The sequence below is a fragment of the Methanoculleus formosensis genome (assembly GCF_025384765.1).
Taxonomy (GTDB): domain Archaea; phylum Halobacteriota; class Methanomicrobia; order Methanomicrobiales; family Methanoculleaceae; genus Methanoculleus; species Methanoculleus formosensis.
Genome location: NZ_VHLL01000001.1, coordinates 96,391 through 119,190, shown reverse-complemented (window position 1 = coordinate 119,190; position 22,800 = coordinate 96,391). Strand labels below are relative to the sequence as shown.

The window sequence follows — 22,800 nt, the reverse complement described above, 5'->3', positions numbered from 1 at the left end:
TCTCCTCCCAACCGCCGGCGCCCGGCCGGCGTTGAGGAGCGACAATATATTCGCGCATATTTATAATTTTCCGGACATAGTTTAGATAACCCGGCGATCAGCCTGGAAGAAGGGTATAGGTCGTCGTCCGCTGTCGGAGCGTCCGGCCGAGATCTCCGGCGATACGCTGCATCTCCGCCGGGTCCAGGTAATCGGTATCCCGGGCGCCCGCCTCCCGGGATATGCTCTCTTCAAAGAGCGTCCCGCCGAGGTCGTCTGCGCCCGAAAGAAGCCCCATCTGCGCCATCTTCGTCCCGACCTTCACCCATGAGGCCTGGATGTGATCGAAGTTGTCGAGGAAGAGCCGGGCGACCGCAAACATCAGGAGGTCTTCTCTCCCGGCCGCCCCGGGCCGGGCCTGCCCCGCCCGGTAGAGGGGGGTGTTCTTGTGGATGAACGAGAGGGGTACGAACTCCGTGAACCCGCCGGTCTCGTCCTGGATATCGCGGAGGATCGAGAGATGTCGGGCGCGATCGCCCTCGCTCTCGCAGTGGCCATACATGATCGTTGCCGTCGACCGGATCCCGAGACAGTGCGCCTCCTTGATGATCCGGACCCAGGTCGCCGTGTCGCACTTGCCCGGGCAGATCACGCGGCGGACGTCGTCGACCAGGATCTCGGCCGCAGTCCCGCAGAGGGTGGCAAGACCCGCGTCCCGCATCATCCCGAGGACTTCCCCGGTGGAGATGCCGCTCTTCTCTGCGGCATACGCCACCTCCATCGGGTTGCTTGCGTGGATGTGCACGCCGGGAGCCTCGTCCCGTATCCAGGAGTAGATCTCGGCGTAGGATCCGGCGTCGAAATCCGGGTGGAGCCCGCTCACCGTGCAGACCTCGGTGACGCCGCGCTCGCGCGCCGCACGCGCCTTCTCCCGCACCGCGGCCTCGTCATAAAAGAAGGCATCGGCGTCGCCCGGCTTACGGGAGAACCCGCAGAACCCGCAGGCGTTCACGCAGAGGTTGGTGACGTTGATGTTCTGGTTGCGGACGTAGGTGACGGTATCGCCGACTTTTCGTTCGCGGAGCTCGTCCGCGGCGGCCAGGATCGCGAGGACGCCCCGGTCGCGTGTCGAGAGGAGCCGGACGGCCTCCTCCTCCGTGAGCCGGTGGCCGGCAAGCACGTCATCAAGCACCTCTGATAGCGGCATCATGGGCGCATCCGTCCCTCCGTGTGGGATACGCTTATCTGGGGCGGTCAGGACAAGAACCTTCGGGTGCGCCCGACGGTGGTGCATACACTTATCTCTTCATGGGGATATCCCGGCGGCCATGGCGCAACAGATCCTCTGCCACCAGCGTACAAGGCTCAGCTACAAGGACGCATACGGCTACGTCATTCCGGTCGGGAGCACCAGCCTGATGGCCTGGGTGACCGACGAGGGGATGATCGGGACGTACGGTTTCGATATCGAGGCGCTCGCGAACGCCGGGGTTCCCGCGGCGATCGTCGGCGCCTCGGAAGAGTCGACCCTCGACGATCTCGACAGTCTGATGGACGCCGAGGTGAAGGCGGCAAACCTCCCCGCCGTGCAGCGCCGCGTCGAAGTCGGGATGTCGGGGAGAGAGGCCTTGAACCGGATGTGAACCGGCTTCACACCATCTCGTACTTCGTCGTCCGCTGCCGGAGCGTCCGGCCGAGATCCCCGGCGATCCGCTGCATCTCCGCCGGGTCCAGGTAGTCGGCGCCCTCGCCCCCGGCATCCGTGCTGACGTCGTCGCAGAACATCGTCCCGCCGAGGTCGTCGCCGCCCGCGAGAAGCCCGAGCTGCGCCATCTTCGTCCCGACCTTGCCCCAGGAGATCTGGATGTGGTCGAAGTTGTCGAGGAAGAGCCGGGCGACCGCAAAGAGCAGGAGATCCTCCCTGCCGGTCGCGCCCGCGGGCGCGAGGCCCTTACGGTAGAGGGCCGTATTCTCGTGGAGGAAGGAGAGCGGGACCAGTTCGGTGAACCCGCCGGTCTCGTCCTGGATATCGCGGAGGATCGCGAGATGCCGGGCGCGATCGCCCACGCTCTCACAGGAGCCGTACATGATCGTCGCCGTCGACCGGATGCCGAAACGGTGCGCCTCCTTGATGATCCGGACCCAGGTCGCCGTGTCGCACTTACCCGGGCAGATCACGCGGCGGACGCTGTCCACCAGGATCTCGGCCGCGGTCCCCTGCAGTGTCCCGAGACCCGCATCACGCAGGCGTTCGATCGCCTCCTTCGTCGAGACGCCGCTCTGCCCGGCAGCCCAGGCGATCTCGTCCGGGCTTGCCGTATGGATGTCTATCCCGGGAGCTTCCTCCCGCACGCAGGAGATGAGATCGACGTAGGAGTCGAGGGTGTAGTCCGGGTGGACGCCGGAGAGGAGACATACCTCGGTGACGCCGCGCTCGCGCGCCGTCCGGGCCTTCTCCCGGATCGCATCGATATCGTCGTAAAACGCCTCCGGGTCGTCCGCCCGCCGCCCGAACCCGCAGAACCCGCAGAGGTTCTTGCAGATGTTGGTGACGTGGATGTTCTGGTTGTGGACGTAGGTGACGACGTCGCCGACTTTCTCCTCGCGGAGTTCGTCTGCGGCGGCGAGGATCGCAAGGACGCCCCGGTCGCGCGTCGAGAGGAGCCGGACGGCCTCCCCCTCCGTGAGCCGGTGACCGGCGAGCGTATCGTCGAGCAGGGTGTGCAACGGGTACGGCATCGTAAGCAGATCTCTTGTGGTCCGGGATTTATTCGTTTTTCTCTTTACGGCGCGCAATGACGAAGTCGTGGATGAGGATGACGATGATGACGAGGACGGCAAACTCCGCGAGGTGCAGGGGGAGGTAGCCGACGAGCGGCACCGCGAAGAGGGCTTTCCCCACAATCCACTCCTTCTTCACCGGCTCGATCACCCCGACGCCCGCGATCCGGAGGTTCGGCTGGTCGGTGTAGGGGTTGTTGTCGCCTTTCGTGATGTAGCCGCCGTGCGGGTCGTCGTAGTAAGCCCCGAGCCCCGACTCAACTACGGCGGCGGTATCGATGTAGGTCATCGCGCGATGGATGATCGGGTGGACGGAGTCGGCACCGTTCGGCCGGTAGACGATCACGTCGCCGTAGTCCCCAAACGATGTATGCCCCGTCCACCGGCCGTCGTCCCAGGTCGTCAGGGGGCCGAACCGGTCCTCGTCGACGACGAGCACCAGGTCGCCGACGTTCATGTTCGGGACCATGCTCTCCGACTCGATCGTGACCACCGCCGGCCAGGTCCCGGAGAAGAGGAAGAGGAAGAGGGCGATACCTCCCACGACCGCGGCAACCCAGAGGAGATCCCGGGCAAGAGAGACAACCGGACGTTCGCTCTCCCGGAACACCGTTATGGCCGATGCTGCGCGCTGCAGCCAGGTGGTACCCGACATCTGTTCTAAAGAGATTGCCATCATTCATATACATAAGTTCTCCGGATGCCCGGACCGGGAACGAGACGCAAGGGCTCCACGGAATACTTCCCCCCGAGGGCGTATCACCCGATCCACTCTGGAAATTGAAAGCCCACGCGAAGCCGCGAAGGGGAGTAACTCACAACCAAACGGTTCTTCGCGTTCTTCGCGGCTTCGCGTGAGCAGACAGTTTATAGGCGATGATACAGCCTCGCGCGAAGAACGCGAAGCCGCGAAGGGGAGTTTCTGGTAGCCCTCTACCGATCTTCGCATCCTTCGCGCTCTTCGCGTGAGTTGAAAGTAAAAAGGCGACGATAAGGCCTCATACAAAGGACGACTCTCCGTTGGAGCAAAATCCGGGCATTCGAGGAGTGCTAACGAAATTGGCGGCAAATTTCCGGATTTGACGTCTTCGCACGAGGCACTGAGGTCGTGCGCACTACTTCTCCGGAACGCGAAAAAGATAAACCCATATTGCCGCAGGGAGAATATCATGGAGTCCATGCTCGCCAACGCCGAGATCGTACGCCGGTTCCTTGAGCTGAAACATCAGGTCCATCCCGACGTGGTGAGTTACATCCGTGAGCAGAACGATCCCGCGCTCATCGACCGGATCACGGCGGGGGTCCCCGACGGCACCCTGGTCGTCTCCAGAGAGCACATCCCGGGTCTCAAGAAGGTCCGGGACGGGACGCGGTTCCTCACCGACCCCGAACTCGAGGTGATCATGGGGAGCGCCGGAACCACGGGCAGCATCACCGGCCACGAGGACGCCGTCCACTACTTCCGGAACCGCTACAACTGCCTCTCCTCGATGATCCGGAGCCGGATGAACACGATGCCGATCGAGGCGCTGACAAAGTCCCCCCACCGCTACCGGGACGAGGAGTGCAGCGTCATCGGGATGGTGGCCGATGCCCGGACGACGGCGAAGGGGCACCGTCTCATCGAGATGGAGGATCCGACCGGGGCGATGCGGGTGCTCTTCAACAAAGGGCGGGACGATTCGTTCGCGGAGGCGGAACGGATCCTCCCCGACGAGGTGCTCGGGGTCAAAGGGAAGCTCTCAAGCGACGGCGGACTCTTCTTCGCCGAGCAGCTCTTCCGTCCGGACGTCCCCATCAACAACGCCCCGTTCAAGAGCGATAAGCCAGGGAAAGCGGTTCTCATCTCCGACGTCCACGTGGGAAGCGACACCTTCCTCGACGACGCGTGGAACCGGTTCGCCGACTGGCTCCAGGACTCCGATGCCGGCTACCTCCTGATCGCCGGCGACCTCGTCGACGGTATCGGCATCTATCCCGGACAGGAGAACGAGCTGACGATCAAGAACATCTACGAGCAGTACGACGCCTTTGCGGAGATGCTCCGGGACATCCCCTCGCGGATCCAGATCGTCGCCGCGCCGGGAAACCACGACGTCGTCAGGATGGCCGAGCCGCAGCCGGCGATCCCACCGGAGTTCACCGCGAAGTTTCCATCGAACTGCACCTTCGTCGAGAACCCCTGTCTCCTGAACCTGCAGGGTGTCCGGGTCCTGATGTACCACGGCCGGTCGATCGACGACATGATCGGGCTGATCCCGGGCGCGAGTTACGAGCGGCCCGGCGAGATCATGGATGAGATGCTCAGGCGCCGGCTGCTCGCGATCCCCTATGGGATGCGGACGCCTATCGCCGCGATGAAGACCGACCGGCTCGTCATCGATCCCCTTCCCGAGATCCTCCTCACCGGGCACGTCCACATCTGCGGCGTCACCCGCTACCGGGGCGTTCTCGGGGTGAACGCCGGCACCTGGCAGGCCCAGACGGCGTTTCAGAAGCAGATGAACATCAATCCCACACCCGCGCGTGCGTTCGTCGTCGATCTCCAGACGCTCCAGCCGGAAGTGATGGATTTCACCTGAATTTCCACCGGATGCTCCGGATCTTTTCCACATATTTAAAAATGTTGAATCCCTCTCTATATGGTACCAAATCGGAGGAATGTAAAGAGATGGATCTGGTGTATCTGGCACCCGTGTGTGCCATCCTCGCTCTCCTGTTCGCAGGGTTCTCCTACAGGAGTATCCTGAAAGAGGGCACGGGTACCGAAGTCATGCAGAAGATTGCTGCCGCCATCCACACGGGGGCAATGGTCTACCTGAACAAGCAGTATCGCGCTATAGCGATATTCGTCGTCGTACTTGCCGTCGTCCTTGCGCTCGGGATCGGCGTCTTCACCGCCGCCTGCTTCGTCTTCGGCGCGGTGCTCTCGGCGACAGCCGGCTACATCGGCATGTTCACCGCCACGAAGGCAAACGTCCGGACCACGAACGCCGCACGGCGCGGGATCGCGGATGCGTTCCGTGTCTCGTTCTCGAGCGGCTCGGTCATGGGCATGGCCGTCGTCGGGCTCGGGCTTCTCGGGCTCTCGATCGCGTATGTGGCTATCAGCACCTTCACGGGGTATACCCAGGCTGAAGTCCTCACCCACGTGACCGGGTTCGGTCTCGGTGCGAGTTCGATCGCCCTCTTCGCCCGTGTCGGCGGCGGTATCTTCACCAAGGCCGCAGACGTCGGTGCCGACCTTGTCGGCAAGGTCGAGGCAGGCATCCCCGAGGACGACCCGAGGAACCCCGCCGTCATCGCCGACAACGTCGGTGACAACGTCGGCGACGTCGCCGGCATGGGCGCCGACCTCTACGAGTCCTACGTCGGCGCGATCATATCGGCGATGGTCCTCGGTGTCGCTCTCGCGGCCACGGTCTTCCCGAACGCCGACGTCATGAACGTGATCCTCCTCCCGCTACTCATCGCGGCGGTCGGCATCATCGCGTCCATCATCGGCTCGTTCTTCGTCCGGACCAACAAGACCGAGAGCAGCGCCATCCACATGGCCTTCAATAAGGGCCTGGTTGCCGCGATGGTCGTGACCATCGTCGCCACCTACTTCCTGGTGACGGGGCTCCTCGGGGCGGAGTACATCGGGGTCTTCTACGCTTCCGTCGCCGGTCTCGTCGCAGGGTTTACTATCGGCCTGATCACCGAGTACTACACTTCCTTCGACCGGAAACCGACCCTCTCCATCGTGAAGTCCACCGAGACCGGGGCGGCGACCACCATCATCACCGGGTTTGCGAAGGGGATGGAGAGCACCGTCTGGCCGGTCCTTATCGTCGCTGTCGCGATCTATGTCGCCTACATGACCGCCGGGCTCTACGGTATCGCGATCGCCGCCGTCGGTATGCTCGCGACGCTCGGTATCTCGCTCTCCGTCGACGCCTACGGCCCCGTCGCCGATAACGCCGGCGGTATCGCCGAGATGTCCCACCAGAAGCCCGAGGTCCGCGAGATCACCGATACCCTGGACTCCGTCGGCAACACCACCGCCGCCATCGGCAAGGGGTTCGCCATCGGCTCTGCAGCCCTGACGGCGCTCGCCCTCTTTGCCGCCTACACCCAGGCGGTCGGCCTCACGACCATCGACGTAGCGGTCCCGAACGTCTTCATCGGCGTTCTGATCGGTGCGATGCTTCCCTTCCTCTTCTGCTCCGTCACGATGACGGCGGTCAGCAAGGCGGCATACAGCATCGTCCACGAGGTCCGCCGCCAGTTCAAGGAGATTAAGGGCCTCATGGAGGGAACGGCCGACCCCGACTACAACTCCTGTATCGCCATCTCCACGAGCGCAGCACTGCGTGAGATGATCTTCCCCGGTGTCCTCGCCGTCGTCGCGCCGCTCGCCGTCGGGCTCGTCCTCGGTACGGAAGCCCTCGGCGGTCTGCTCGTCGGTTCGCTTGCGTCCGGGTTCCTCCTTGCCGTCACGATGGCGAACGCCGGCGGGGCCTGGGACAACGCAAAGAAATACATCGAGATGGGCCACCTCGGGGGCAAGGGCTCGGATGCCCACAAGGCAGCGGTCGTCGGTGACACCGTGGGCGACCCCTTCAAGGACACGTCAGGACCTTCCCTGAACATCCTCCTGAAGCTGATGTCCATGGTATCGCTGGTCTTTGCGCCGCTGCTCCTGGTCATTTAACCCCTTTTTTTTCCCGGCGTTCCGGCGTCCATACCTTCATCCCGCTCGCCGACAATCAGTAGAGTGCGAACTCCCGGGAGAAGGGTGAGAGACCGCATGTTCCGCATCTATCGCACGGTTGAAACGGCCCCGGTGCCACGGACGGAGGAGACCGGCACGTTCGAGCCCGGTTCCTGGGTCTCTATGATCGACCCGCCGCGAGAAGAGATCGAGATGGTCTCGACAAGGCTCTCCATTCCGGGGGACTACCTCCGGGCGGCGCTCGACGAGGAGGAGCGGCCGCGGACCGAGACGGAGGACGGCATCACCCTGATCGTCATCGATATCCCGATGCCCTACCCGGAGCAGACGATCCTCTACACGACGATGCCGCTCGGGATCATCGTCACGCCCGACACCATCGTCACGGTCTGCCTCCGTGAGAACGCGATCGTCCGGGACTTCGCCGACGGTCGGGTGAAGCACTTCTATACCTCCAAGAAGACCCGGTTCGTGCTGCAGATCCTCTTCCGGAACGCCTCCTACTTCCTTCAGTACCTGCGTCAGATCGAGCGGTTATCCGACCGGATCGGAGCCGAACTGAACCAGTCGCTGCGGAACCGGGAGTTGATCCAGCTGATGAACTTAAAAAAGAGCCTGGTCTACTTCTCGACATCGCTCAGGAGCAACCAGATCGTCCTCGACAAGACCCTGACGTTCCAGCCGCTCCGGATGTACGAGGACGACACCGACCTCCTCGAGGACGTCATCATCGAGAACAAGCAGGCGATCGAGATGGCGAACACCTACTCGACGATCCTCACCGAGACGATGGATGCCTTCGCCTCGATCATATCGAACAACTTCAACAACATCTTGAAACTCCTCACCTCGATAACCATCATCCTCGCTATCCCCACGATGATCGCGAGCTTCCTCGGGATGAACGTCCCGGTCCCCCTCCAGGATAACCCCTACGGGTTCCCTATCATCCTCGTTCTTTCCCTGATCGTCTCCTCGCTTCTTGCGGTGGCCATCAATCGGAAAGGATGGCTTTAACGCCCTTTCTGCAGGTCTCGTCGTCCGGCGACCGCAAAGTTTATCACACATTATACATTATTAATCATGTAAAATCCAAGACGGCCGACGAGGCGGGAGCCTGCGGCGGTTACGTCCCCTGCGGTGACCGGCACGGGGTGCCGGCGACCGGCATGTATGCATGAGTAGCACGATCGCGGGCCGGATCTGCCCGGAAGATGGAGTGAGAAGAAATGGCTGAAACATTCGCCGTGAAATTGGAAGAGAGGTGCTACTATCCCGACCCCCGGTGTAAAGCGGCCGCCTGGACGCCGGACTACACGAGGGCTTACAGCGAGTTCCTGCACGACCCTGACGGGTTCTGGGACCAGGTCGCCCGCGAGCTCGACTGGTTCGAGCCCTGGGACCGGGTGAAGGAGTGGAACTACCCCTACGCGAAGTGGTTCGTCAACGGAAGACTGAACATCGCCTACAACTGCCTGGACCGCCACGTCACCGGCGGCCGGAGGGATAAGCCGGCGATCATCTGGCACGCCGAGAGCGGAGAGCAGCAGGTCCTCACCTACGAGGCCCTGCACCACGAGGTGATGCGGTTTGCAAACGGGCTTTCGAGCCTCGGCGTCGGGAAAGGCGAGCGGGTCTGCATCTACATGCCGCTCGTCCCCGAGCAGATCGTCGCGATGCTCGCCTGCGCCCGGCTTGGGGCCGTCCACTCGGTGGTCTTCGGCGGGTTCGGGGCGGATGCGCTCGCGATGCGGATCAACGATGCCGATGCAAAGGTCCTCGTCACGGCGGACGTCGGCTACCGGCGGGGAAAGACCATCCCGCTCCGCGAGATCGTGAACGATGCGCTCACCCGGACACCGTGCGTCGAGAAGACTGTCGTCCTCCGGCGCGAGATCCCGGCCGCCGACCTCGATCCCGCGCGGGAGGTCGATTACGCCGAACTCGTGGCCCGCGCCGCGCCGGACTGCCCGGCGGTCTCGATGGACTCGGAGGACCCGCTCTTCATCCTGTATACGAGCGGTTCGACCGGGGCACCGAAGGGGATCGTCCACACCTGCGGCGGCTACATGGTCGGAACCTACTACACCGCCCGCCACGACTTCGACATCAAAGAGACCGATGTCCTGTGGTGCACCGCCGATCCCGGGTGGATCACCGGCCACAGCTACATCGTCTACGGCCCGCTCGCGGTCGGGACGACGGTCGTCATCGCCGAAGGGACACCGGACTACCCCGACCCGGGCGCCTACTGGCAACTGGTCCAGGACCTGGGGGTGACGATCTTCTACACCGCGCCGACCGCGATCCGGATGTTCATGCGCTACGGCGCCGAATGGCCGGCGAAGTACGACCTCTCGTCGCTCCGGGTGCTCGGCTCGGTCGGCGAACCGCTCAACCCCGAGGCGTTCGAGTGGTACTACCATGCGATCGGCGGCGGGCGGTGCCCGATCGTGGACACCTGGTGGCAGACCGAGACCGGGATGCACATGATCACCACGATGATCGGCGAGCCGATGCGCCCCGGGTTTGCGGGAAAGCCCATCCCGGGCGCCGTCGTGGATGTCGTCGACAGGAGGGGGAACCCCGTCCCGCCGGGGACGGGCGGGTTCCTGGTCATCAAGGAGCCCTGGCCCTCGATGCTCCGGACGGTTCACGGCAACGACGAGCGCTACCGCACCTACTGGAACACCATACCAGGGTGCTACACCGCAGGCGATCTTGCGGTGAAGGATGAGGAGGGCTACATCATGGTCCTCGGCCGGGCGGACGACCTGATCGTCGTCGCCGGGCACAACATCGGGACGGCCGAGGTCGAGAGCGCGCTCGTCTCGCACGAGGCGGTGGCGGAGGCGGCGGTCATCGGGAAACCCGATGCCCTGAAGGGGAACGTCATCAAGGCGTTCGTCACCCTCCGCGTGGGGGCGACTCCGGGTGACGGCCTCGTCGACGAACTCACCCGACACGTCAAAAAGAGCCTCGGGCCTGTTGCAGTGCCGGCCGAGATCGAGTTCATGGACCGGCTCCCCAAGACCCGGAGCGGCAAGATCATGCGCCGGGTCTTGAAAGCCCGCGAGCTCGGCATGGACCCGGGCGACATCTCAACGCTCGAGGAGTAGACGGGCATGACAGAGACACCGACGATCTTCGGGCTGCCTGCAGAGAAGGGGCGATGGGGCCTTGTGGCCCTCGGCCTCGTCGTCAACCTCTGCCTCGGGAGCATATACGCGTGGAGCGTCTTTGTGGCGCCGCTCGCCGCACACTTCACCGCGACGCTCGGCCGGGAGGTGACGGCGGGGGAGGTGCTCCTCCCGTTCTCAGTCTTCCTCGCCTTCTTCGCGATAGCGATGCCGCTCACCGGGAAGTACCTCGAACGCTACGGCCCGCGGATGGTGACGATCGTCGGCGGGCTCCTCACCGGCCTCGGGTGGCTCCTCGCCTCGACGGCGACGTCGGTCGAGATGCTCTACATCGTCTACGGGGTGATCGGGGGGCTCGGCGTCGGCATCGCTTACGGGGCGCCGGTCGCCGTCGCAACCCGGTGGTTTCCGGACCGGCGGGGGCTCGCGGTCGGGCTTGCCCTCCTCGGGTTCGGGTTCTCCGCCTTCGTCACGGCGAACGCGGCAGGCGCGCTCATCGCCGCATACGGAGTGATGGCGACGTTCCGGATCTTCGGGATCGCGCTCATCGCCCTGTTGGTCCTCTCCGCCCTGCCGCTCCGGTTCCCGCCGGCAGGCTGGCGGCCGGCGGGCTGGACGCCGCCCGCGCCCGGGGTCGGCACGGCGCCGGTCTGCGAGTGCGACCGCCGCGCGATGCTCCGGACGGGGACGTTCTACGGGCTCTTCGCCTGCTACTTCATCGGCTGCCTCGCGGGCCTCGCCGCGATCTCGATCGCAAAGCCGGTCGGGACCGAACTTGCCGGGGTGGACGCGGGGCTCGCGACGCTCCTCGTCGGGTTCTTCGCCGTCTTCAACGGCCTCGGGCGCCCGGCGTTCGGGAACCTCACCGACCGGATATCCCCGCAGAAGACGGCGATGCTGACGTTTGCGTTGATAGCGGCGGCATCGCTGCTGATCTGGCTCGTGCCGGGGGTGCCGAGCTACATCGTCGCGTTCGCCGTCCTCTGGGGGTGCCTCGGGGGCTGGCTCGCGATCGCGCCGACGGCGACGGCGTCCTACTTCGGGACGTGCGACTACCCGCGCTGCTACGGGGTGGTCTTCCTCGCCTACGGCGCCGGGGCCATCGCCGGGCCGCAACTCGCCGGGTTCGTCCGGACGGCGACCGGGACTTACCTCGGGGTCTTCCCGCTGGTTGCGGCGCTCGCCGCCGCAGGCTTCGCCGTCGCCTGGCTCCTGATGCGGCCGCCGGCCAGCGTTCCGGCGAGCGCGCGTGTGCCGGGGTCGGTGGCGGAGGAGTGAGAGTGATTGACTCTGGAGAACCTCTCCCCCACATCCTCCATCACCGACCGGTCGCACTTCGCGGCTTCGCGTTCTTCGCGTGAGGCCGTATCGTTATCTGCACCTATTAGCTTCCACGCGGGAGAACGCGAAGATCAGTTTATCAGAGAGCAACGCCCCTTCACGCCTTCTATCGAAGACCGGGTTTCCCGGGGGGTTGTGTGAAACGTTCGACGAAGAGATCGGTTACGCCTTCTCCGTGAGGCCAAGCCGCCGGAGCACCCCGGCGGCCGCCTCCATCCCGCCGTCCAGGTAAACGGCGCCGATGAGGGCTTCCAGGCACTCGGCGAGGACCCGGCCGGAGGTCCAGACCCTCTGGGCGGCCTCGCCCTTTCCCCAGCGGACGTGGTCGGCGAGGTCGAGATCTTCCGCGAGAGAGCGGAGCCGGGACATATTCACCAGGTTCATCTTTCTGTTGGTGATCGCGCCCTTGTCGTGCGCCCCGGTCGCGACCACCGCCTCCACGACCGCCACGTTGATGACCGCATCGCCGAGGGTGGCGAGGGCGTCCATGTGGGCGTCCGGGGGAAGGCCCGCCTCCAGGGTATAGGCGAGGCGGGTGAGCGCCCGGAGAAGGAGCGAGCGTTCGCGAAAGGCGTAGCCTATCCGCTCCTCGATCTCACGCGGGTCCCGGCGGCCGGCATCGCTCATAAAAAGAGGGTTACTCCCGGACTTCGGCCTTCTCGATCCGGACGGGGACCTTCGGCTTGTCGGCGGAGTTCGTCGCCACCTTTCCTATCTTGTCGACGACGTCCAGCCCCTCCACCACCTCCCCAAAGACCGGGTGGGCGCTCGGCGTCTGGGGGTTGTCCCAGTCGAGGTAGGTGTTGTCCACCAGGTTGATGAAGAACTGGCTGCCGCCGCTGTTCGGGCGGCCGGTGTTCGCCATCGCGATGGTGCCCCGGCGGTTCGAATGGCCCTTCACGAACTCGTCAGTGATGGTATAGCCCGGTCCGCCCGTCCCGGTACCGGTGGGGTCGCCGCCCTGGATCATGAACCGGGGAATGACCCGGTGGAAGATCGTCCCGTCGTAGAACCCTGATTTAGCCAGTTTCGCAAAGTTCCCCGCGGTCACCGGCATGTCGTCGTAGAGCCGGATCGTGATATCGCCCATGGTCGTGTGGAGCACGACTTTTGTCTCTGCCATACGAAATCTCCGTAAGGTATTGTCTGCCGGTATTACTTATTAGTGCCTGGCGCCCGGCATACGCGCCGGGCGACCGTCCGTTCTTTCGGGAGACCGGGGCGCCGGACCCCCCGAGCCTCCGGCAGCCCGGATCCGCACCGCGTCAATAAGATCACCTAAACAGTCAATACAAGTAAACTATTATTAGTCGGCCGTGCGTACGTTATACCATGTACCGCGGAGCGAACCTGCCACCGATCACCCGTCATCTCGCCGGAGGACTCCCCCGATGAGCCGCCGGGCGCCGGTCTTCATCATCACCGGCGGGCAGGGCCAGTGCAAGACGACGTTCCTGCACCTGGTCATCGGGCTCACCGTCGGGCTGAACGTACGGGTCAGGGGCGTGATCTCTCCCGGCTATCTGCGGGACGGGCGGAGGTCGGGGTTCACCCTCGTCGACCTCGCTACCGGCGAGCACGAGGAACTCTCCTCGATCGACCCCGACCCGCGGTGCGAGGCCCACGGCCGGTTCTATTTCCGCCCCGAGGGGCTTCTCTTCGGCCGCAGGGCGCTCGCACCGCCGGACCCCCGCGAGACCGATCTGATGGTCGTCGACGAGGTGGGGAGGTTCGAACTCCAGGGCGGGGTCTGGGCAGAGCAGCTCGACCGATTGACCGCGCACCCGCACCCCCCGATGATCTGGACGGTCAGACGCCGGCTCCTCCATACCGTCGTCGAGCGCTGGAATATCCAGAATCCCGTCGTGGTGGACGTCGGGACCGCGAGCGTCATGGAGACGGCGGAAGCCGTGATGGATGCCGTCTGGGAGTGGCGCGAGGCGCAGACGTTCTCCGCAGTTCCGACACCTTCGCTTCCCGGGGATCGCATCGCTGCTCCGGCGCTCTGTGCGGATGCGGCCGCCGGGGGTTCCCCGGGTGCCCCGGCAATCCTCCGGCGGCGCTACGGCCCGGAAGGGTGATGCACCCCGGGCTGCTGCCCGCTCCGGATCGCCTCGATTACCGCGCCCGCGAGCCGCTCGATCTCGGCGAACCGGGGCTCCGCCATACCGTTCTTGACGACCCCGCATTCGGTCGCGACGACGTGCAGGTCCGGCTCGACCCTGTTCTCCCGGAGTTTTTTGAGCGCACAGGCGTCCTCGCAGCCGTCCAGTGCGACGATTCGGCCGGAAAGCGACGCCGGCAGGCGGTGTGCCGGGATACAGGCCTCGACGGATCCGGGGCACCGCTGCCGGGCCACCATCCCCGCCTGACCGGTCAGCTTCCCGGTGTTCGAGAGGCCGGAGCAGGTGACGAGGATGACGGGTTCCGTCACGGCCTCACTCCATCTCAAGCGCTTTTGCGGCTGCCCGTCCGATCAGTTCCGGCGGGATCGCCTCGTACTCCTCGCCGTTGTAGCGGAGCGTCCGGCACTCCGCCTCCTCCTCCCCGCAGGTCTCGCAGGATCCACAGGATGCGCAGGAGCAGGACGTGGCGGTCACCTCGACCCCTTCGAGGAGTTCCTCGACCGGGATGCCGTTGAAGAGGAGACTCTCCGATCCTGCGGGGGCATCATCGGGGAGGACGGTCTCGTCCACCCGGACGCTGACCCCCTCCATCTCGAGGAGCATCCGGATCTCCGCGAGAACGGCCGAAAGCGTCATTCCGGTCTCCTCAAACTCTTCTGCGGTCTTCTCGATCTCGTTTCCGATGTGCTTCCATTCGATGACGAGTTCCTTCTTCATGGTGTACTCCTCCGTTGGTGGTAGCGGGACAAGTCACTGTCGCCTCCCCGCCGTACCACCGGTTCCGGAGCCGGAGGACGACGTTCTGCACCGCATGTGATTATCTTCTACAGACGTCTTCAGTGCGGACGTTTTCCTCAGTACCGGCGGCCCACACCCGTCTCCGATCGGGCCCGACTCAGGAGACGCCGGATCCCGATCAGCGCGATCATATTCATATATTCGAATATACCAATATGCGAGTGTGCAAGGGAGGATAAAACTGCTGAAAGCTCTCGCCGATGAGACACGAGTAAAGATCGTCCAGTGCCTGATGGATGGCGAGCGATGTGCATGTACCCTCGTGCCGGCCGTTGGAAAGGCGCAGCCGACGGTCTCGCAGCACCTCAGGATCCTGGAAGAGGCCGGGATCCTGGAGTCGCGGAGGGACGGCGTAAACATCTGGTACAGGATCCGATCGGATCAGGCGGTTCAGATCCTGAAGATCCTCGACATTCAGAGTATTGAAATACCCATTTCCTGTAGCGGGGGTGACCGTGACGAACGATAGCGTGATAGCATTCAAAGAAGCGATCTCCTGTTCGGGGTTTGCGCGCCGGGGGAAGGGAGCGAAATGAGCACTCCTCCACCAACATCTGATACCGACACGGTTACCCTGCAGATTCAGGGGATGGACTGCACCTGCAACGCCGACCTCCTCGCCCGAAAACTGGATGCCCTCGCCGGCGTCCGGGGCCACGAGATCACGCCGGTCACCGGCCAGGCCCGGATCAGTTACGATCCCACGGTTATCAGTGTCCAGGAGATCATCCGCACCGTCGCTGAGACGGGGATGACCGCCTCGCAGGTGCGGAGCGGGGGACGGGAGAGCACCTGGTGGCGCGAGCCGCAACAGCTCGCCCTCTACGGGAGCTTCCTCACCGCAGTGATCGCCTTCGTCGCGGGATACTTCGGGACGTCGCTCACCATCGTGAACGGGCTCTACCTGCTCGCCGTGCTCATCGGCGTCTACTATCCGGCACGAAAGGCCCTGATCGCGCTCAAGAACCTGACGCCGACGATCCACCTGCTCATGCTGATCGGCTCGGTCGGCGCGATGGCGCTCGGCCTCTGGGGGGAGGCCGCGGTCCTGATCATCGTTTACTCCCTTGGCGACGTCCTCGAGTCCTACGCCGTGGATAAAGCCCGGGGTGCGATCCGGTCGCTCATGGCGCTCGTGCCGAAGGAGGCGCTGGTCCGGCGCAACGGCCGCGAGACCATCTGTGCGGTCGAGACGATCGGCGTCGGCGAAGTCGTGATCGTCCGACCGGGCGAGCGGGTGCCGGTCGACGGCACGGTCGTCGCGGGGTCGTCGTATGTCGACCAGGCAGCGGTCACGGGAGAACCGGTTCCCGTGCACCGCGGCCCCGGCGAGGACGTTTTCGCCGGGACGATCAACCAGAACGGGTCACTCGAGGTCCGGGTCACGAAACCGGCGTCCGAGACGATGCTCTCCCGGATCATCCTCTCGGTCGAGGAGGCGCAGGCGAAGCGGACGTCATACCAGCGGTTCTCGGACTCCTTCGGCAAGTGGTACACACCGGCCATGTTCGTCCTCGGCGTGCTGGTCGCCACCGTGCCGCCGCTCTTCTTCGGTGCCGAGTGGTACCCGTTCATCTACCGCGGGCTCGTCGTCTTCGTGGTCTCGTGCTCCTGCGGCCTTGCGCTCTCCGTGCCCGTCGCGGTGGTGGGCGCAATGGCGAACGCTGCGAAGCAGGGAACCGTCTTCAAGGGCGGCACCTACCTTGAGACCATCGAGACGGTGAAGGCGATCGCGTTCGACAAGACCGGGACCCTGACCATCGGACGGCCCGCGGTCACGGATGTCGTGACCTTTGACGATCTCACCGGGGATGAACTGCTCGACCTCGCCGGCTGCATCGAGTCGCGGTCGGGTCACCCCCTCGCGGCCGCAATTGTGAGGAAGGCCCGCGAAAGCGGGACGTTCTCGGGTCGACCGGCCGTTCAGTTCGAGGAGACGGCCGGGCGCGGGGTCGCGGCGACGGTGGACGGCCGGGCATGCCGCATCGGCAGCCCCCGCGCCATGCTCGAACAGGGCATCGACATCGGTCACGCAGAGGAGACGATTGCCCGGAACGAGGGTGAAGGCCGGACCGTGGTCCTCGTGAGCCGCGACGGGACGCTCGCCGGCCTGGTCGCGATCGCCGACGAAGTGCGGCCCGGCGCTGTCGAGGCCTTGCAGCGGCTAAGACGCGCCGGTGTCCGGACCGTGATGCTGACCGGGGACAACGAACGGAGTGCCCGGGTCATTGCACAGCGTGTCGGTGTGGACGAATACCGGGCGCAGCTCCTGCCGACGGATAAGGTCGACGCGGTGCGGCAGTTGAAAGAGCAGTATGGTGCGGTGGCCATGGTCGGCGACGGCATCAACGACGCACCGGCCATGGCCGCCGCGGACGTCGGCATCGCGATGGGCGCGGCAGGCACGGACATCGCGATCGAGACCGGCGACGTGGTGCTGATGTCCGACGACCTCGGGAAACTCGCGTATGTGCGCGAACTCTCGCACCGGACGGTCACCGTGATCCGGCAGAACATCGCCGTCTCGCTGATCAACGTCGCGTTCATGGTCGTCGCGGCCCTGCTCGGCTACCTCGGGCTGGTCACGGGCCTGCTCCTGAACGAGGGGAGCGCGGTCTTCGTGATCTTGAACGCCCTGCGTCTGCTGACGTGGCGGAGCGGCGCCGAACCTGAGAGCCCCGCTGCTGCCCAGATAAAGGCTCCTGCCATTCCGACTGCAGCGCAGACGACGGCGGCTGTCGGCTGCTGTTCCTGTGCCGCACCTGCGGGCGATGTGCTACCCGTTCCTTCAACGGCCGGAGCCGGTTGCTGTTCGTGCGGAGAGCCGCAGATCTCCGTCGCCGCCGGGGCGACAGGTTCGTGCTGTTCCGGTGCGGAGGACGTTGGTGCGGCATCAACGGCGACAGCCCCCGCGGGGGCCGGATGTTGCTGCGGTGATACGTCGATTGACCGGGATCTGCCGACCCCAACCCTCGTCGAGACAGAAGGTTGCTGTTGTTGCGGAGAGCCTGCCGACGAGGTGCCGCCTCCAATCCCCATCCCCGGCAACGGATCCGGATCGTCCGGTCCTGCGACCGCGACGTTCCGGCTCGAAGGGCTCGGTTGCGCCTGTGAGGGGCAGATGGTCGAGAGACGGGTGAAGGCCCTGAAGGGGGTGACCGCTTTCACCCTGAATGGGATCACGAACCAGCTGAAGGTCACCTACGACCCGGCCGCTGTCTCGGTCGACGATATCGTGACGGCGGTGAAGAAGGCGGGCGTGACCGCGGTCCCTGTGAACCGGCGCTGATTGCAGTTACACAGACCGAGTTCGAGGTGACGTGATGCAACAAAAGACGATGATTGGTGGCTGCCTGATCCTGCTTGCGGCCATACCAACCGGTGGACTGACGCTCACCGGCACCGGGGACCGACACACCCCCGGACACCACGGAGAACGACCATGGCTGAAACTATGAAACGGCTCTCATTCCTTGATCGCTACCTGACTCTCTGGATCTTCCTCGCGATGGCGATCGGGATCGGGATTGGGTACTTCTTCCCCTCGGTCCCGCAGGCGATCACCGGCTTTGCGGTCGGCACGACCTCGATCCCGATCGCGATTGGCCTGATCGTGATGATGTACCCCCCGCTCGCGAAGGTCCGGTACGAGGAACTCGGCAACGTCTTCCGCGACCGGAAGGTGCTGGGCGTATCGCTCTTCCAGAACTGGATCGTCGGGCCCGTGCTGATGTTCGCTCTCGCGGTCCTCTTCCTCGCCGACCGGCCGGAGTTGATGTACGGCCTGATTTTGATCGGGATCGCGCGCTGTATTGCGATGGTGATCGTCTGGAACGACCTCGCCGGCGGGAGCTGCGACTACTGTGCCGCGGTGGTGGGCTTAAACTCCGTCTTCCAGGTCTTCTTCTACTCGATCTACGCGTACATTTTCATCACGGTTCTGCCGCCGCTCCTCGGGATCGGGACCGGCACCGCGATCAGCATCACGATCGCCGAGATCGCGACCTCGGTCTTCATCTACCTCGGCATCCCGTTCATCGCCGGGTTTCTGACCCGCTTTATCCTGCTTCGGGTACGATCGAAGGAGTGGTATGAGACCCGGTTCATCCCGCGGATCTCGCCCCTGACCCTCGTCGCCCTGCTCTTCACGATCATCGTGATGTTCTCGACCCAGGGGGCGAACATCATCCAGGTCCCGCTCGACGTCGTCAGGGTCGCGATCCCGCTCCTGATCTACTTCCTAGTGATGTTCTTCGTCGCGTTCTGGATGAGCCACCGGCTCAACGTCGACTACCCGCGTTCGGCGACCCTGGCCTTCACAGCAGCGTCGAACAACTTCGAACTCGCCATCGCCGTCGCTGTTGCGGTCTTCGGCATCGGCTCGCAGGTCGCGTTCGCCACCGTGATCGGCCCGCTCATCGAGGTGCCGATCCTGATCGGGCTCGTCAACGTCGCGCTCTGGCTCAAGAAGCGGTGGTACGCGAATGAGCCGGCCGCACAGTGCGCCGTCGACCAGGGGGTCGTGTGAACCGCGTCCTCTTCATCTGTACGCACAACGCGGCCCGCTCACAGATGGCCGAGGGGTATCTGCGGGCGCGGTACGGCGGCCGGTATGAGGCATTCAGCGCCGGCACGGTCGCGACGGAGGTCCATCCGCTCGCCGTCCGCGTGATGGCCGAGCTCGGGATCGAGATCTCCGGGCAGCGGTCCAGGGACCTCGGCAGATTCATCGGGGAGGAGATGGACGTCGTGGTCACGGTATGTGACGCGGCAAAGATCGCCTGCCCGATCTTCCCCGGGGCAAAATCGACGGTCCACGCAAGTTTCCCCGACCCTTCCGCCGCGACCGGGACCGAGGAGGAACGGCTGACCGTCTTCCGGGTGGTGCGGGATGATATCGCGGCCTGGATCGATGCCGCCTTCGGCGGGGCGGGATCGTTTGACGATATCCATCCCGGTCCGGACGCAACAGACTGTATACGACCCGGAAGTCGAAAAGAAGGGTGAACCCCGGGGGCCTATACCCTGAGGTTTTCTAAGAACATCCGGTGCAGGCGGAGATCCCCGCCGAGCTCCGGGTGGAAGGCGAACGCCATTTTCCGGCCGTGCCGGACGGCAACAATCCCTTCCGGTATGCGGGCGAGCACCTCGACACCGGGGCCGACCTCCGTCGCCGCCGGGGCCCGGATGAAGACCGCCCGGAAGGGTTCGGCGAGGCCCGCGACGTCGAGCATTGCCTCGCGGGAGTCGACCTGCCGGCCGAAGGCGTTCCGCGCCACATGCATCGGGATGAGAGAGAGCGGCCGCACCCGCGGGTCGTCTACCCTGTCCGCGAGGAGGACCATCCCCGCGCAGGTGGCGAAGATTCCGCCCTCGAACCCCGCGATAGGCTCGTAAAGCCCGTTCTTCTCGATCAGGCGGGAAATGGTGGTGGACTCGCCGCCCGGTATCGCGAGCGCGTCGAGGTCCCCGAGGTCCGCCACGCGCCGGACCGGGACGACCGACGAGCCCGGCCGGTCTGTCAGTGCCTCACGGAACGCCGTAATATGCTCGGCGACATCGCCCTGGAGCGCGAGAACACCGACCTTAACGCCCACGGGTCTGCAACACCTCGTCTTCCCGGAGCAGGTGGACGTCGAGGCCCTTCATCGCCGCGCCGAGACCCTTGCTCACCTCTGCGATGACCTTCGGGTCGTCGTAGTGGTTCACCGCCTCGACGATTGCCCGGGCGGTCGCCTCGGGGTTCGCGGACTTGAAGATGCCCGACCCGACGAAGACGCCGTCCGCCCCGAGCTGCATCATCAGGGCCGCGTCGGCGGGGGTCGCGATCCCGCCCGCGGAGAAGTTCACCACGGGAAGGCGGCCGCGCTCTGCGCACTCGATGACGAGTGCTGCCGGCGCCTCGATATCCCGGGCGCAGTCGACGAGCTCCTGGCTGGAGAGGCCGGTGAGCGCCCGGATCCCGCCCATGATCGCCCGCATGTGGCGGACCGCCTCGACGACGTTCCCGGTCCCTGCCTCGCCCTTCGTCCGGATCATCGCCGCACCCTCGTCGATCCGGCGCAGCGCCTCCCCGAGGTTCCGGGCGCCGCAGACGAACGGCACGGAGAACTGCGCCTTATCGATATGGAACTGCTCGTCGGCCGGGGTCAGCACCTCGCTCTCGTCGACCATATCCACGCCGAGGGCTTCCAGGATCTGCGCCTCGACGAAATGGCCGATCCGGGCCTTCCCCATCACCGGGATCGAGACTGCATCGATGATCTCGACGATCTTCTGCGGGTCGGCCATGCGGGCCACGCCCCCTGCCGCTCTGATATCGGCAGGGACTCTCTCAAGCGCCATGACGGCGACAGCACCGGCCTCTTCGGCAAGCTTCGCCTGCTCTGCGTTGACCACGTCCATGATGACGCCCCCCTTCTGCATCGACGCAAAGCCGCGCTTGATCAGCTCGGTGCCAAATCTCAGTTCCTCGAGTTTCATTACTTCTATGTATAGCTCATGGAGACCAATAAAAATAGTGCGGCGATCTCGGTGAGGGCGAAGATGACCGTCGCCGCCCGAACCGCCCGGACGATATCGGCGCCCCCCTCCGCAAGCGTCCGTTCCGGGTCTCCGATCGTGTAGACGCCGGGTTTTTCGAGCCGGATCCCGACGCCGCCGGCGATGACGGCCATCGGTATCCCGCCGTTGAACCCGGGGCGCCTCTTCGCATCGCGCCGGAGTGCCGCCCGGGCCGGGGCGAACCGGCCCTTCGCCGCAAAGTAGGCGAGGAGGACAAGGCCGGTCAGCCGCGCCGGGATGAAGTTTGCGACGTCGTCGGCGCGGGCTGCAAGCCACCCGATCCGGGCGCGTTCGTCGCGGTAGCCGAGCATCGCATCCATGGTGTTGATTGCCCGGAAGGCTGCGGCGCCCACAAGCCCGAAGAGCCCGAAGTAGAAGAGCGGGGAGATGATGCTGTCGACCAGGTTCTCGGTCATCGACTCGTAGGCCGCCGAGAGGACGTGCTCGGGGTCAAGGTGCGCCGTATCCCGGCTCACCATCATCCCGGCCGCCGACCGGCCCGCATCGATCCCGCCGTCATCGAGCGCCCGCACCACCGCGGCGGTATGCTCCTCGAGCGCTCGCCAGGCGAGACAGGCCTTGAGGAGGAAGGGCGCGAGGAGGAGGTAGAGGTACCACGGTGCGGCGAACTCAACGAGAGCGAACGGTGCGGCAAAGAGCGCGACGGTCAGAACGGCTCCGGCGACCCCGGCGATCCGCTGAAGACCGGCCGGATACCGTGCCGGGACGCCCCACCACCCGATGAAGCGGCCGAGGAGCGCCACCGGATGATACCGTGACTGCGGGTCGCCGACCAGCCGGTCCACCAGCAGCGACGCGGCGACTACGACCGCTGCCGCAACCATGCGAGGATGACCCCGAGGAGGAGCGCCGCGAACGCAGCCGCGTTCAAGAGATCCACCCGGTAGGCCAGCCATAGCCCGTAGAGAACCAGGGCGGCGGCGATGAGGAGAAGGGCCGGGATGAACGCACCCCACCGTAGCGACCTCGGCGTGGGGGCGGGGGCTGCCGGGCCCTCGGCGCACTCGCACTCCGGGGCCGGCGGCTCCCTGACAACGACCAGGAACTCCGCCTTCCGGGCGCCATATCCGGCGATGACCTCCACGGTGAAGGTGCCGGGGTAGACGTTCTCCCGGATGGGGATGATAAACTCCTCGGGCCCGTTTACGTAGAGGTTCTCGTGGAAGAAACCGGTGAAGGCCGAGGAGTTCTGGGAGGCGAGGGTGATATGCAGCGGCGATCCGAGGTTGACGATCCGGAGGAGGAGGTCGCTCCCCGGCTCTACCTCAACCTCGTCCGGAACCTCGATGGAGTTGATTCCCCGGCGGTTGAGAAAGATCTCCGTCATCGGCGC

Annotated in this window: 22 protein-coding genes; 11 read left to right on the top strand and 11 right to left on the bottom strand. The window is 65.0% G+C overall.

Going from position 1 to position 22,800, the window contains the following annotated elements; genetic code table 11:
- Positions 1-97: 97 nt before the first annotated feature.
- Positions 98-1,189: a 5-amino-6-(D-ribitylamino)uracil--L-tyrosine 4-hydroxyphenyl transferase CofH gene (cofH, locus tag FKB36_RS00670; protein WP_390895681.1), complete on the bottom strand. Its 1,092-nt coding sequence runs from the start codon at positions 1,187-1,189 to the stop codon at positions 98-100.
- Between the two features lie 118 nt (positions 1,190-1,307).
- Between cofH (FKB36_RS00670) and FKB36_RS00665 the strand changes: the two genes are divergently transcribed.
- The gene (locus tag FKB36_RS00665; RefSeq protein WP_261596100.1) at positions 1,308-1,622 is read left to right on the top strand and encodes a YunC family protein; all 315 of its coding nucleotides are present in this window, start codon (positions 1,308-1,310) and stop codon (positions 1,620-1,622) included.
- 7 nt (positions 1,623-1,629) lie between these two features.
- Here FKB36_RS00665 and cofH (FKB36_RS00660) read toward each other — a convergent pair whose 3' ends face one another.
- Complete coding sequence (gene cofH / locus FKB36_RS00660; RefSeq protein ID WP_261596099.1) at positions 1,630-2,718, bottom strand: 5-amino-6-(D-ribitylamino)uracil--L-tyrosine 4-hydroxyphenyl transferase CofH; 1,089 nt, start codon at positions 2,716-2,718, stop codon at positions 1,630-1,632.
- A 28-nt stretch (positions 2,719-2,746) separates the two neighbouring features.
- Positions 2,747-3,439, bottom strand: coding sequence for a S26 family signal peptidase (locus tag FKB36_RS00655; protein ID WP_261596098.1), 693 nt, complete (start codon positions 3,437-3,439; stop codon positions 2,747-2,749).
- Positions 3,440-3,938: 499 nt separating this feature from the next.
- Between FKB36_RS00655 and FKB36_RS00650 the strand changes: the two genes are divergently transcribed.
- The 5 genes from FKB36_RS00650 (at position 3,939) to FKB36_RS00630 (ending at position 11,895) form a co-directional block, all read left to right on the top strand.
- The gene (locus FKB36_RS00650; protein WP_261596643.1) at positions 3,939-5,342 is read left to right on the top strand and encodes a DNA-directed DNA polymerase II small subunit; all 1,404 of its coding nucleotides are present in this window, start codon (positions 3,939-3,941) and stop codon (positions 5,340-5,342) included.
- An 89-nt stretch (positions 5,343-5,431) separates the two neighbouring features.
- The gene (locus tag FKB36_RS00645) at positions 5,432-7,456 is read left to right on the top strand and encodes a sodium-translocating pyrophosphatase (protein ID WP_261596097.1); all 2,025 of its coding nucleotides are present in this window, start codon (positions 5,432-5,434) and stop codon (positions 7,454-7,456) included.
- A gap of 96 nt (positions 7,457-7,552) precedes the next feature.
- Complete coding sequence (locus tag FKB36_RS00640; RefSeq protein ID WP_261596096.1) at positions 7,553-8,494, top strand: magnesium transporter CorA family protein; 942 nt, start codon at positions 7,553-7,555, stop codon at positions 8,492-8,494.
- Positions 8,495-8,706: 212 nt separating this feature from the next.
- Entirely contained in the window at positions 8,707-10,596 is a 1,890-nt protein-coding gene (acs, locus tag FKB36_RS00635; RefSeq protein ID WP_261596095.1) for an acetate--CoA ligase, read from the top strand.
- Between the two features lie 6 nt (positions 10,597-10,602).
- Positions 10,603-11,895, top strand: a complete 1,293-nt coding sequence (locus tag FKB36_RS00630) for an L-lactate MFS transporter (protein WP_261596094.1) — start codon at positions 10,603-10,605, stop codon at positions 11,893-11,895.
- Between the two features lie 225 nt (positions 11,896-12,120).
- On the opposite strand, the gene FKB36_RS00625 is transcribed toward FKB36_RS00630, so the two are convergent.
- Together FKB36_RS00625 and FKB36_RS00620 are read right to left on the bottom strand one after the other, a co-directional pair.
- The gene (locus FKB36_RS00625) at positions 12,121-12,585 is read right to left on the bottom strand and encodes a ribonuclease III domain-containing protein (protein WP_261596093.1); all 465 of its coding nucleotides are present in this window, start codon (positions 12,583-12,585) and stop codon (positions 12,121-12,123) included.
- Between the two features lie 10 nt (positions 12,586-12,595).
- On the bottom strand, positions 12,596-13,081 hold the full coding sequence (locus FKB36_RS00620) for a peptidylprolyl isomerase (protein WP_261596092.1): 486 nt from the start codon (positions 13,079-13,081) through the stop codon (positions 12,596-12,598).
- Between the two features lie 268 nt (positions 13,082-13,349).
- Between FKB36_RS00620 and FKB36_RS00615 the strand changes: the two genes are divergently transcribed.
- Positions 13,350-14,039, top strand: coding sequence for a nucleoside-triphosphatase (locus FKB36_RS00615; RefSeq protein WP_261596091.1), 690 nt, complete (start codon positions 13,350-13,352; stop codon positions 14,037-14,039).
- Here the strand turns inward: FKB36_RS00615 and FKB36_RS00610 are convergent.
- Both FKB36_RS00610 and FKB36_RS00605 read right to left on the bottom strand, forming a co-directional pair.
- Positions 14,021-14,392 (bottom strand): putative zinc-binding protein, encoded by a 372-nt coding sequence (locus tag FKB36_RS00610; RefSeq protein WP_261596090.1) that lies wholly within the window; start codon positions 14,390-14,392, stop codon positions 14,021-14,023. The two genes, FKB36_RS00615 and FKB36_RS00610, sit on opposite strands and share 19 nt — an antisense overlap.
- A gap of 4 nt (positions 14,393-14,396) precedes the next feature.
- Complete coding sequence (locus tag FKB36_RS00605) at positions 14,397-14,801, bottom strand: DUF2703 domain-containing protein (protein WP_261596089.1); 405 nt, start codon at positions 14,799-14,801, stop codon at positions 14,397-14,399.
- Between the two features lie 244 nt (positions 14,802-15,045).
- Here FKB36_RS00605 and FKB36_RS00600 point away from each other — a divergent pair, with 244 nt between their 5' ends.
- From FKB36_RS00600 to FKB36_RS00585, 4 genes are all read left to right on the top strand, one after another.
- Positions 15,046-15,351: an ArsR/SmtB family transcription factor gene (locus FKB36_RS00600; RefSeq protein WP_261596088.1), complete on the top strand. Its 306-nt coding sequence runs from the start codon at positions 15,046-15,048 to the stop codon at positions 15,349-15,351.
- A 120-nt stretch (positions 15,352-15,471) separates the two neighbouring features.
- The gene (locus FKB36_RS00595; RefSeq protein ID WP_261596087.1) at positions 15,472-18,171 is read left to right on the top strand and encodes a heavy metal translocating P-type ATPase; all 2,700 of its coding nucleotides are present in this window, start codon (positions 15,472-15,474) and stop codon (positions 18,169-18,171) included.
- Positions 18,172-18,324: 153 nt separating this feature from the next.
- Positions 18,325-19,410 (top strand): ACR3 family arsenite efflux transporter, encoded by a 1,086-nt coding sequence (gene arsB, locus FKB36_RS00590; RefSeq protein WP_315901811.1) that lies wholly within the window; start codon positions 18,325-18,327, stop codon positions 19,408-19,410.
- Positions 19,407-19,889 (top strand): arsenate reductase ArsC, encoded by a 483-nt coding sequence (locus FKB36_RS00585; protein ID WP_261596086.1) that lies wholly within the window; start codon positions 19,407-19,409, stop codon positions 19,887-19,889. The genes arsB and FKB36_RS00585 overlap by 4 nt, the downstream gene beginning before the upstream one ends.
- An 11-nt stretch (positions 19,890-19,900) precedes the next feature.
- Here FKB36_RS00585 and pdxT read toward each other — a convergent pair whose 3' ends face one another.
- From pdxT to FKB36_RS00565, 4 genes are read right to left on the bottom strand one after another with little or no spacing between them, the layout of a single operon-like run.
- Positions 19,901-20,479: a pyridoxal 5'-phosphate synthase glutaminase subunit PdxT gene (gene pdxT, locus FKB36_RS00580; protein WP_261596085.1), complete on the bottom strand. Its 579-nt coding sequence runs from the start codon at positions 20,477-20,479 to the stop codon at positions 19,901-19,903.
- Complete coding sequence (gene pdxS, locus FKB36_RS00575) at positions 20,469-21,365, bottom strand: pyridoxal 5'-phosphate synthase lyase subunit PdxS (protein WP_261596084.1); 897 nt, start codon at positions 21,363-21,365, stop codon at positions 20,469-20,471. Before pdxS ends, pdxT begins: the two co-directional genes overlap by 11 nt.
- 5 nt (positions 21,366-21,370) lie before the next feature.
- Complete coding sequence (gene cbiB / locus FKB36_RS00570) at positions 21,371-22,291, bottom strand: adenosylcobinamide-phosphate synthase CbiB (protein ID WP_261596083.1); 921 nt, start codon at positions 22,289-22,291, stop codon at positions 21,371-21,373.
- A complete protein-coding gene (locus FKB36_RS00565; protein WP_261596082.1) occupies positions 22,270-22,794 on the bottom strand; it encodes a DUF7524 family protein in 525 nt (174 codons plus the stop codon). Before FKB36_RS00565 ends, cbiB begins: the two co-directional genes overlap by 22 nt.
- Positions 22,795-22,800: the final 6 nt, after the last annotated feature.